Raw genomic sequence first — 10,232 nt, forward strand, 5'->3', positions numbered from 1 at the left:
AGGCACCCACACAACGTTAGTACTCACGTTCGAACAAAGAAAGAGTTGAATCTCAAAAAATCCATTCGATTTTGTCCGCCCCGTCCCGTCCCCGGCCCCCTGCTGTTGAAGGCGCCAGGGACGGACCTACTTTTCCTCTGCGCGGAGGACCTGCAGGCGCTGGCGGTACTCCGTTTCGTCGATTTCCCCGCGCGCGTAGCGTTCGCGGAGCACTCCTTCACCGCCCTGTCGCGCCGCCCAGCGGTGGTTGGTCCGCCACGTCCGGCGGGCGACGAAAATGATCAGGCCGATAACCAGGATCCAGAACAGCGGAAACAGCAGGAACCAGGGCGAGAACCCGCCGTCGTACCACGGGGCATGGACGGCGACGCCGGCCGGAAGTTGCACCGCCGCCGCCTGCACAGCGGCGGTGCTGATGGCGGTGCTCATTGCTGTCAACATGTCAGCTCCAAACTCTCAACGAGCCGTATCTCGACTCTGCCTCAAGTCTGGTTTCGGGACGCCCCGCCGTCGTCCGGCGACGGGAGGCACTTGGGGCGGGCGGCGTACTCCCCCGGGAGGCGGCAGCCGCTCCAGCGGGGCGGCGTCAGCTGCTCCAGCCGGGCCGGACCAGGCCCGACTCATAGGCCAGCACCACCAGTTGCACGCGGTCCCGGACCTGCAGCTTTGCCATGATCCGCGAGACGTGGGTCTTGGCAGTCAGCGGCGTGATGAAGAGCCGCCCGGCGATTTCCGCGTTGTTCAGTCCCTCCCCCACCAGCCGGAGCACTTCGCGTTCACGGTCGGTGATCCGGTCCAGCCCGGCGTCGGGCGGCTTGCCGGCCGCGCGGGGCTGCAGGGCCAACTGGGCCATGATCCTGCGCGTCACTGACGGCGACAGGAGGGCGTCGCCGTCGTGCACCACGCGCACCGCGCGGAGCAGTTCCTCCGGTTCGGTGTCCTTGACGAGGAACCCGGCCGCGCCCGCCCGCACAGCCTCGGCGATGTACTCGTCCAGTTCGAAGGTGGTGAGGATGATGACCCGCGTTCCGGGAAGGGCCGGATCGGCCAGGATTCGGCGGGTCGCGTCCAGTCCGTCGCCCTGCGGCATGCGGATGTCCACGAGCACGACGTCGGGGTGCTCACCTGCCGCCAGCCGGACGGCGTCGTCACCGGTTCCGCATTCGGCCACGACTTTCCATGTCCGGTTCGGCGTCCAGGAGCGCACGGAATCCGGCACGGATGAGCGTCTGGTCATCGGCGATCAGGATGCGGATCATTGCTGCCCCTCAATCTGAGCGCCCGCACTCGGGGTGCTACCCAGCGCCAGGACCGCCTGGACCCGCCACCCCGGATGCAGCGGGAGGAACCGGACCGTGCCGCCCAGCGCCGCCGCGCGCTCCCGCATCCCGGTCAGGCCGTTGCCCTCCGGTGCTCCGGCGGCGCCGCGGCTCCGCGAGCCTAGCCGCGCCGACCGTCCCGAGTCGTCGGCTTAACGGCGTAGGGCGCCTACTCCCCCGGGAGTAGGCGCCCTGTTGCTTTTCAGTAGCCTGGCGCCACGTCCGCCGGGTTCCCTGGCCGAGCTTGCGAGGTCAGGGGGCGGATGGGGATTAGGCAGCGCCGGCGCGGCTTTTCGCTGCCAGTTGGCGTTCCGCGGCTTCGACCACGTTGGTCATCAGCAGTGCCACGGTCATGGGGCCGACGCCGCCGGGGTTCGGCGAAATCCAGCCGGCCACTTCGGCAGCGGCAGGATCGATGTCGCCGTAAACCTTGCTCTTGCCCGTCTCGGGATCGGCTTCACGGGTGACACCGACGTCGAGCACAGCCGCGCCCGGCTTCACGTCCGCAGCCTTGACGATGTGCTTGGCACCAGCCGCACCCACAATGACGTCCGCCTGCCGCAGCAGCTCCGAGAGGTTCTTGGTGCCGGTGTGGGTGAGTGTCACGGTGGCGTTCACGGACCGCCGGGTGAGCAGTAGCCCGATCGTGCGGCCAATAGTGACACCCCGCCCGACCACCACGACGTGCTTGCCGGAGAGGCTGTAGCCGTTGCGCTCAAGGAGCTCGATGACGCCGCGGGGCGTGCACGGCAGCGGCGAGGTGATCTCGCCGTTGACATTGAGCACCAGCCGGCCAAGGTTGGTCGGGTGCAGTCCGTCGGCATCCTTGGCGGGGTCGATCCGCTCGAGGATGGCGTCGGTGTCCAGGTGCTTGGGCAGCGGCAGTTGCACGATGTAACCGTGGCAGGCGGGGTCCGCATTGAGTTCGTCAATGAGGGCCTCAACCTGAGCCTGGGTGGCATCCGCCGGAAGCTCACGCTGGATCGAGTTCATCCCGATCTCCACAGACTGCTTGTGCTTCATGGACACGTACAGCTGCGAGGCAGGGTCCGCGCCCACGAGCACAGTGGCAATGCCCGGAGTGACGCCATGGGCCTTCAGTGCCGCGACACGCTCAGCCAGCTCGGATTTGATGGCGGCAGCAGCTGCCTTGCCGTCAAGTATCTTCGCGGTCTGCGCCATGGACGGGTTCACCACTGCTCGTGCTGCGGGTAGAGCGGGAAGTCGGCGGCGAGCTTGTCCACGCGGGCCTGCAAGGCTTCGACGTCCGTAGCGGAGCCGGCCTTCAGGGCGGTGGCGATGATCTCGGCAACTTCGGTGAATTCCTCGGCGCCGAAACCGCGGGTGGCCAAGGCCGGGGTACCGATGCGCAGGCCGGAGGTAACCATCGGCGGGCGGGGGTCGAACGGAACGGCGTTGCGGTTCACGGTGATGCCCACGGAGTGCAGGAGGTCCTCTGCCTGCTGGCCGTCCAGCTGCGAGTTGCGCAGGTCCACCAGGACCAGGTGCACGTCGGTGCCGCCGGTCAGGACGGAGACGCCGGCTTCTGCGACGTCGGCCTGGTTCAGGCGGTCGGCAATGATCTTGGCACCTTCGAGGACACGCTCCTGGCGCTCCTTGAATTCCTCGGTGCCGGCAATCTTGAAGGCAACGGCCTTGGCCGCGATGACGTGCATCAGCGGTCCGCCCTGCTGGCCCGGGAAGACGTTGGAGTTGAGCTTCTTGGCCCACTCCTGCTTGGCCAGGATCACGCCGGAGCGCGGGCCGGCGAGGGTCTTGTGCACGGTGGAGGTGACGACGTCGGAGTACGGCACCGGGCTCGGGTGCAGGCCCGCTGCCACGAGGCCGGCGAAGTGCGCCATGTCCGTCCAGAGGAGCGCACCGACTTCGTCGGCGATGGAGCGGAAGGCTGCGAAGTCCAGGTGGCGCGGGTAGGCGGACCAGCCGGCAATGATCACCTGGGGCTTCTCGGCGATGGCCTGCTCGCGGAGCTTGTCCATGTCGACGCGGAAGTTGTCCTGCTCCACCTGGTAGGCGGCCACGTTGTAGAGCTTGCCGGAGAAGTTGAGCTTCATGCCGTGGGTCAGGTGGCCGCCGTGGGCCAGGGAGAGGCCCAGGATCTTGTCACCGGGGGTGATCATGGCGGACAGTGCTGCGGCGTTGGCCTGTGCACCGGAGTGCGGCTGGACGTTGGCGTATTCGGCGCCGAACAGTTCCTTGACGCGGTCGATCGCCAGCTGCTCGGCGATGTCCACGTATTCGCACCCGCCGTAGTAGCGGCGGCCCGGGTAACCCTCGGCGTACTTGTTGGTCAGGACGGAGCCCTGGGCTTCCATGACGGCGCGCGGAGCGAAGTTTTCGGAGGCGATCATTTCCAGGGTGCCGCGCTGGCGGCCAAGCTCCTGGTCCAGTACGGCGGCGATCTCGGGATCGAGCTCAGCCAGCGGCAGGTTACTGACGGTGGAGGAAGTGCTGACGGAAGTCGGTGATGTAGTCACGAAAAACTCCTGGCTAGGGATGGGCACTGCTAAGGTCAGGCTACCGGCTGTGACGTCGCTCCGCCCCTTGGTTACGGGCAGCACGGCGCCATGGGTCGGCAGCGGTTAAACTGCCTACCGGCAAAACATGACCCTCGGCCCAGGCGTACGATCCGTGGTCTTCGTAGGTGCCGCTCCCTGATGGTTAGCCATCCAACGCCAGTTGCGACCGGTTAAGCCTATCAAAGCCTTTCCGAATCCCGTCGAAGGCCCGTCGAAAACAGTGCCTCCGGCGCGGGTAGGCTGTTCTTCGTGACTGAAGACCAGCTGGCCTCCGCCTACGTACTGACCCTTTCCTGCCCCGACCGTCCCGGCATCGTGCATGCCGTTGCGGGAGCACTTCTCGTGGCAGGCTGCAATATTACGGACTCGCAGCAGTACGGCAGCCAGTCCACCGGCACCTTCTTCATGCGGGTTGAGGCGACCACGGCTGGTTCGCAGGCTGAGGTGTACGCGGCGCTGGAACCGGTGGCGGCTGCGTTCGGCATGCAGTGGAGCCTGAACCCCGAGGGACGCAAGGTCCGAACCCTGCTGATGGCGAGCAAGTCCGCGCACTGCCTCAACGATCTCCTGTTCCTGCAGCGCTCCGGCACGCTGCCCATCGAGATCCCCGCCATCGTGTCCAACCACCAGGACCTGGCCGGGCTGGCGGAGTTCTACGGCATTCCGTTCCACTACATCCCCGTCACTGCGGACACCAAGGTCCAGGCCGAGGACGAGCTGCGGAAGATCATCGCGGAGGAAGGCGTCGAACTGACCGTCCTGGCCCGCTACATGCAGATCCTGTCCAATGACCTGTGCACCGAGCTCACCGGCAAGGCCATCAACATCCACCACTCTTTCCTGCCGTCCTTCAAAGGCGCGAAGCCCTACCACCAGGCCCACGCCCGCGGCGTGAAGCTGATCGGTGCCACGGCGCACTACGTCACAGCCGCCCTGGACGAGGGACCCATCATCGAACAGGAAGTCATCCGGGTGGACCACCGCCGCACGGCCGAACAGTTCGTGCAGATGGGCCGTGACGTGGAAGGCCGCACACTGGCCCAGGCCGTCCAGTGGCACGCCGAGCACAGGGTGCTGCTCGACGGGAACCGCACGGTCGTCTTCAACTAGTGGTCGAGCACTTCGCCACGGAGCATGGCGGCGAGGACCGGCTGGCCGCGTTCTACAACCAGAGGGCGGTCCTTCATCCGGAGCATCCGCTGACCCCTCAGCGGGTGGAGCAGCGGGACCGGTTCATCGCCCGGCTGAAGGCCGAAGGCCGGCACGGCGTGCTGGAAATCGGCTCCGGCCTGGGGCTTGACGGGCTGAAGTTCGTCCAGGCCGGGATCCACTACACCGGCATTGACCTGTCCGAAGAGCACGTGCGGATAGCAACGTCCAAAGGACTGAACGTCTCGGTTGCCAGCGCCCGGAGCCTGCCCTTCGCCGATGGCGTCTTCCCGGCAGTGTGGAGCATGAGCACGCTGCTGCACATACCCAACAGGGACATCGACGACGTCGTCCGCGAACTGGTTCGCGTGGCCGCCCCAGGGGCGCCGATCGCCGTCGGACTCTGGTCCGGGGACGACGAAGAGGTACTCAACCCCGAAGACGAAATCGAGCCGCCGCGCTTTTTCAGCCGCCGCAGCGACGCAGCGCTCCGGCGGATCTTCGGCCGGCACGGCGACATTGAGGAATTCGTCACGTGGCCGGAGGGCTCAGGCGCTGAATCAGGCCCGGGCGCGGGTCACTGGACGCAGCATTACCAGTTCCTGGTCCTCCGCACTCCCCCTGCCCAGCCCAACTGACTGGCACTTAACGTCGCGAAATCCGCGAATGACGACGTTAAATGCGAGTCAGTTGGGGGCCGTGCACTGTCCTAAGTACCCCGACGGGCGCTGCCCATGTATCCGCCCAGGAATGCGGCCGCAATCAACAGGAGTGCCCCGACCCGTGCCAGCCGGACGCCGAGGCTGTGCTTGCCCCGGAGCCGTGCAGTCCAGGATCCGAGGAAGATCAGCACGGCCACGCCGTTCAGCCCGGCATGGACGATGCCAACCCGCTTCGTTGCCCGGCCGGCCAAAGCCCACTCGGCCCATCCGGTCAGTGCCGTGGGCGCCGCGGCCAGGACGCCAAGGCCCACCAGCCGGGTGGCTGCCCGCTGGGTCCCGGGATCCGCAAACAGGTCGAGGTACATGGCCATGAACCACGCCCCGAAGGGCACATCGGTCAGGATGCCATGCAGGGGTATTCCGGTTGCGTCGCCGTGGAGGAAGCTGCGCATCCGCGGGTTTTCGACGAGGCGGCCGGCCCGCGGCTCGGCCACGGAGACGGCCGGGTCAAGGGCCTCGAGCTGCTCAATCCGCCGCATCAACCGGCGGAACCGGCCGGGGCCGCCGCCTCCGTCCTTCCGCAGGTGAAGTCCTTGCAGCTGAAGCCCGTGAGGGCCAAAACCCCGAAGTTCCATGGCCCCATGCTAGTGATTCAGGTCGGCGGCGTCACTAGGCACAAAGTCCGCCTGCGGAGTCCGCATACGTGGGCTGACGTGAACAGTGTCCTAGGCTGGGCTCATGGCTCCTCTATATCCCTTTGCCGGCACCAGCCCGGACGTCCACCCTTCAGTCTTCGTTGCCCCCAGCGCCTCCGTGATCGGCAATGCCACCCTGGCCGAGGACTCCAGCGCGTTCTACGGCGTCTCGGTCCGTGCTGACACCGCCGCCATCACCGTAGGCGCCGGCAGCAACCTGCAGGACAACGTGGTGCTGCACGCTGACCCCGGATTCCCCTGCACAGTGGGCGCCCGGGTCAGTGTGGGGCACAGCGCCGTCGTGCACGGCTGCACCGTTGAGGACGACTGCCTCATCGGCATGAGCGCCACCATCCTCAACGGCGCGGTGATCGGCGCCGGCTCGCTCGTGGCGGCAGGCGCCGTCGTCCTCGAAGGAACGGTCATCCCGCCGCGTTCGCTGGTGGCCGGCGTCCCGGCGAAGGTCCGGCGCGAGCTCACCGAAGAAGAGTTCGACGGCGTGCAGCGCAACGCCGCGCACTACCGCGAACTCGCGCGGGCACACAGGGAAGTGCACGGCTAGTCCAGGCTGATCGGCCCCAGCGCGTCGAGCAGCTCTCCTGGGCCGGGATTCCCCGCAGCAGAGTGTCCGCCGAGGTGGTTCACCACGCCCCACACCGCGTTGAGGCCGGTGGTCACGGCGCCCTCGGCCCAGCCGGCGGTGAACGAAACGTCATCGCCGGCGAGGAAGATCCCGCGCTGGCCCTCCGGCAGCTTGTCCTGCTTGAAGTGCGTGAACAGCCGCTGCTGGTAGCGGTAGTGCCCGGGCAGGTTCGCCTTGAAGGCGCCCATGAAGTTGGGGTCCGCCTCCCACGAGACCGTGATGGGCTGGCCAATGATGTGGCTGGCGATGTCCACGCCCGGGTAGATCTGCTCGAGCGAGTGCAGCATGAGCTCCACCCGCTGGTCGGCGTCGAGCGCAAGCCACTTCAGCGCGTCGTCGTTCCAGGTGTAGGAGAGCAGGATGACGGCGGGCTTGTCCGGCCCGTCATCCAGCAGGTAGGTGGCGCGGTTCAACCGGTCGGTCAGGGTCATGGACATGACGTCGCGGCCGGTCGCCGGATCGGTGTCCTTCCAGAACGGGCGGTCCACCATCACGAAGGTCTTGGAGGACTGCATATAGTGCGAGCGTTCGATCGCCGTCCACAGCTCCGCCGGGAACAATGCCTCCTCAGTGTGGATCCGGGTGGACAGCAGCCAGGACTGGCACGTGGTGACCACGGCAGGGTAGGACGCCTCCCGGCCCCAGCGTTCGCGCAGGCGCAGGTCGCCGTTGGCGTCCCGGCTGATCCGGTCCACGGCACCGCGCGGGGAGCCCGAATGCATTGACGCCAGTGACGTCCCGTCCGGCCAGTGGGCCATGCCCGACGGCGCGTGCTGCCACAGTGCCTCGGGGAGCCGTTGCGCTCCCCCGGCGATGAGGCGGTGCTGGTCATCGGCGTCCGTATAAACGACGCGCAGGATTTCGAGGATGGAGTTGGGGAAGTCCGTGTCCCAGCCCCCGGTTCCGAAGCCCACCTGGCCGAACGCTTCGCGGTGGGCGAAGCCCGCTTCCTTGAAGGACTCGCTGGCGGCGATGAAGCCGTAGAACGTCTGTTCGTCCATGAGCGGCAGGAGTTCGTTCCAGATCTCCTTGATCCTGGCCGTGTCCCGCGCACGGATGGCGTCCTGCATCTCACTGAACTTGGCGCCGTCGTTCACGGCTGCCTTCCAGGCGTCCGCCACTTCGCGGAAGAATGGCGGCAGGTCTGCCGGGGTGCTGGCGTAGTGCTTCTGCCCGGCCAGTTCGATCACGGTGCTGGAGGTGGCGGTGGCCAGCGGGTTGGGGAACTCCTGGGTCTGCAGGCCCAGCAGGTCCACGTAGTGGTAGAACGCCCTGCCTGACACCGGGAAGCGCATGCCGCCGAGGTCCGCCATCACGCCCGGCGCCGAAGGGAAGCTGGCGGTGCGCAGCCGGCCGCCGATCTGGTCCGCCTCGTACATGACCGGGCGGAGGCCCAGCTTCATCAGTTCATAGGCCGTGACCAGCCCGGAGAGCCCTGCCCCGACCACTGCCACTTCGGTCCCGTACAGCTCGGGCGGGACCGACCCGAGGCCGGCCGGGTTGGCGAGGTAGTGGTCATAGCTGAACGGGAAGTCCGGGTTCAGCATGGTGATGGGGGCGTCGTTTGCCTGGCCCGGTGTTGGTGCGGCGTCCGGGCCGGGTGCGGCCTCGGGATCGTTGGCCGGCAGTTCGGTGGCGATGGTCATGAAAGGTCTGCCTTCGTCGGTTCGGTGGTGGACGGTGTTGAAGTTTCGCGCCCGCTGAGTTCACGGTATTCCTCGTGGCTGAGCGCCGCCACCCTGGAGTGGCGCCGGCCGTAGCCGAAGTAGGCAGCGAGGCCCACCAGCATCCAGATGCCGAAGACCACCCAGGTGTCGGCGCCAAGGTTGGCCATGAGGAACGCACACATCAGGGCGCCGAGGATCGGGGTCAACGGGAACAGCGGCACGCGGAAGGTGCGCTTGAGCTCGGGCCGGTTGCGCCGCAGGTAGATGACGGCAACGTTGACCAGGGCAAAGGCAAACAGGGTGCCGATGCTGGTGGCGTCCGCCAGTGCCCCGAGCGGGACCAGCCCGGCGGTGAGGGCGACGGCGATGCCCACGATCAGGGTTCCGGCAACCGGTGTGCCGGTGCGGGACGAGACGCGGCCGAAGATCCTGGGGATCAGGCCGTCTCGGGACATCGAGAGAAGGATGCGGGTCTGTCCGTAGAGGACGGTCAGGACGATGCTGGCAATGGCCAGTACGGCGCCGACGGCGAAGACCAGGGCAATCCACGGCTGTCCGGTTGTCTCTTCAAGGATCTTGACCAGGGCGGCTTCGGTGCCATCGAACCAGCCCCAGGGGCGGGCGCCGATGGCGGCGACAGCAACGAGGACGTAGATGGTGGTGACGATCAGCATGGAGAGCATGATGGCGCGCGGCAGGTCCCGCTTGGGGTTGCGGGCTTCCTCTCCGGCGGTGGAGGCGGCGTCGAACCCGATGTAGGAGAAGAACACCGTAGAGGCGGCGGCCGAGACACCGGCTGCGCCCATGGGCAGGAGCGGTTCGAAGTTGCCTGCGTTGAAGGCGGTGAAGGCTACCACGCAGAAGAAGAGGAGGATGCCGACCTTGACCACCACGATGGCGGTGTTGATCCAGGCGCTTTCCCGGGCACCGCGGACCAGCAGGATTGTGGCCAGGACCACGATGACCATGGCCGGGATGTTCATGATGCCGCCGTCACCGGGCGGCTGGGAGATGGAGTCCGGCAGGACCTGCCCGAAGACCGCCAGGGACTCGTTCACGTACTGGCCAGCGCCGACGGCCACGGCAGCCACCGACACGGCGTACTCCAGCACGAGGCACCAGCCGCAGATCCAGGCCATGCCTTCGCCCATGGTGGCGTAGGTGTAGGAGTAGCTGGAGCCCGCCACCGGGACCAGTCCGGCCATTTCGGCGTAGGAAACGGCAGAGAGCAGGGCGGCCAGGCCGGCGATCGCGAACGAAATCCAGATGGCCGGACCGGCCAGGGGCACCGATTCGCCGAGGATGACCAGGATGCCTGTGCCCAGGGTGGCGCCGACACTGATCATGGTCAGCTGCAGGACGCCGAAGCTCCGGACCAGTTTGGGGCCGCCCTGGCCGTTTTCGGTCTCGCTGACCATCTGGCCGATCGGCTTGCGGCGCAGCAGCTGCGCAGCCAGGCCCGGACGGCGGGCAGCTGCCGGCTGCTGGCCGGTGAGTGTAGGCACAGTCATCATTGACGTCCGTTCGTGAGTAGTTGTCGGTTTCCCCTTGGTCCAG

9 protein-coding genes and 1 pseudogene are annotated in these 10,232 nt (G+C 67.1%); 3 read left to right on the forward strand and 7 right to left on the reverse strand.

The window, feature by feature from the left end; translation table 11 throughout:
• Positions 1-126 precede the first annotated feature (126 nt).
• The 4 genes and pseudogenes from CXQ91_RS04865 to glyA form a co-directional block, all read right to left on the reverse strand.
• Positions 127-441 carry an SHOCT domain-containing protein gene (locus tag CXQ91_RS04865; RefSeq protein ID WP_104172776.1) on the reverse strand — a complete coding sequence of 105 codons (315 nt, stop codon included), beginning with the start codon at positions 439-441 and terminating at the stop codon, positions 127-129.
• A 145-nt stretch (positions 442-586) separates the two neighbouring features.
• Positions 587-1,259, reverse strand: a pseudogene (locus CXQ91_RS04870) (response regulator).
• 330 nt (positions 1,260-1,589) lie between these two features.
• Complete coding sequence (locus CXQ91_RS04875) at positions 1,590-2,501, reverse strand: bifunctional methylenetetrahydrofolate dehydrogenase/methenyltetrahydrofolate cyclohydrolase (protein WP_104172777.1); 912 nt, start codon at positions 2,499-2,501, stop codon at positions 1,590-1,592.
• An 8-nt stretch (positions 2,502-2,509) separates the two neighbouring features.
• Positions 2,510-3,817, reverse strand: coding sequence for a serine hydroxymethyltransferase (glyA, locus tag CXQ91_RS04880; protein WP_104172778.1), 1,308 nt, complete (start codon positions 3,815-3,817; stop codon positions 2,510-2,512).
• Positions 3,818-4,108: 291 nt separating this feature from the next.
• On the opposite strand from glyA, the gene purU reads away from it, so the two are divergent.
• Both purU and CXQ91_RS04890 read left to right on the forward strand, forming a co-directional pair.
• Positions 4,109-4,969, forward strand: a complete 861-nt coding sequence (purU, locus tag CXQ91_RS04885; protein ID WP_104172779.1) for a formyltetrahydrofolate deformylase — start codon at positions 4,109-4,111, stop codon at positions 4,967-4,969.
• Positions 4,969-5,646: a class I SAM-dependent methyltransferase gene (locus CXQ91_RS04890; RefSeq protein WP_104172780.1), complete on the forward strand. Its 678-nt coding sequence runs from the start codon at positions 4,969-4,971 to the stop codon at positions 5,644-5,646. Before purU ends, CXQ91_RS04890 begins: the two co-directional genes overlap by 1 nt.
• A gap of 71 nt (positions 5,647-5,717) precedes the next feature.
• Here CXQ91_RS04890 and CXQ91_RS04895 read toward each other — a convergent pair whose 3' ends face one another.
• A complete protein-coding gene (locus CXQ91_RS04895) occupies positions 5,718-6,305 on the reverse strand; it encodes a DUF2231 domain-containing protein (RefSeq protein WP_104172781.1) in 588 nt (195 codons plus the stop codon).
• A gap of 103 nt (positions 6,306-6,408) precedes the next feature.
• Here CXQ91_RS04895 and CXQ91_RS04900 point away from each other — a divergent pair, with 103 nt between their 5' ends.
• Positions 6,409-6,927, forward strand: coding sequence for a gamma carbonic anhydrase family protein (locus CXQ91_RS04900; protein ID WP_104172782.1), 519 nt, complete (start codon positions 6,409-6,411; stop codon positions 6,925-6,927).
• Here the strand turns inward: CXQ91_RS04900 and CXQ91_RS04905 are convergent.
• Together CXQ91_RS04905 and CXQ91_RS04910 are read right to left on the reverse strand one after the other, a co-directional pair.
• Complete coding sequence (locus CXQ91_RS04905) at positions 6,924-8,654, reverse strand: NAD(P)/FAD-dependent oxidoreductase (protein WP_181038772.1); 1,731 nt, start codon at positions 8,652-8,654, stop codon at positions 6,924-6,926. The genes CXQ91_RS04900 and CXQ91_RS04905 overlap by 4 nt on opposite strands.
• A complete protein-coding gene (locus tag CXQ91_RS04910; protein ID WP_104172863.1) occupies positions 8,651-10,186 on the reverse strand; it encodes an amino acid permease in 1,536 nt (511 codons plus the stop codon). Before CXQ91_RS04910 ends, CXQ91_RS04905 begins: the two co-directional genes overlap by 4 nt.
• Positions 10,187-10,232 lie beyond the last annotated feature (46 nt).

The organism is Arthrobacter sp. Y81 (assembly GCF_002929335.1).
Lineage (GTDB): Bacteria > Actinomycetota > Actinomycetes > Actinomycetales > Micrococcaceae > Arthrobacter.

Coding starts and splice junctions, on each gene's coding strand:
- CXQ91_RS04865 (WP_104172776.1), bottom strand. CDS start 441: ATGTTGACAGCAATGAGCACCGCCATCAGCACCGCCGCTGTGCAGGCG.
- CXQ91_RS04875 (WP_104172777.1), bottom strand. CDS start 2,501: ATGGCGCAGACCGCGAAGATACTTGACGGCAAGGCAGCTGCTGCCGCC.
- CXQ91_RS04895 (WP_104172781.1), bottom strand. CDS start 6,305: ATGGAACTTCGGGGTTTTGGCCCTCACGGGCTTCAGCTGCAAGGACTT.
- CXQ91_RS04900 (WP_104172782.1), top strand. CDS start 6,409: ATGGCTCCTCTATATCCCTTTGCCGGCACCAGCCCGGACGTCCACCCT.
- CXQ91_RS04905 (WP_181038772.1), bottom strand. CDS start 8,654: ATGACCATCGCCACCGAACTGCCGGCCAACGATCCCGAGGCCGCACCC.
- CXQ91_RS04910 (WP_104172863.1), bottom strand. CDS start 10,186: ATGACTGTGCCTACACTCACCGGCCAGCAGCCGGCAGCTGCCCGCCGT.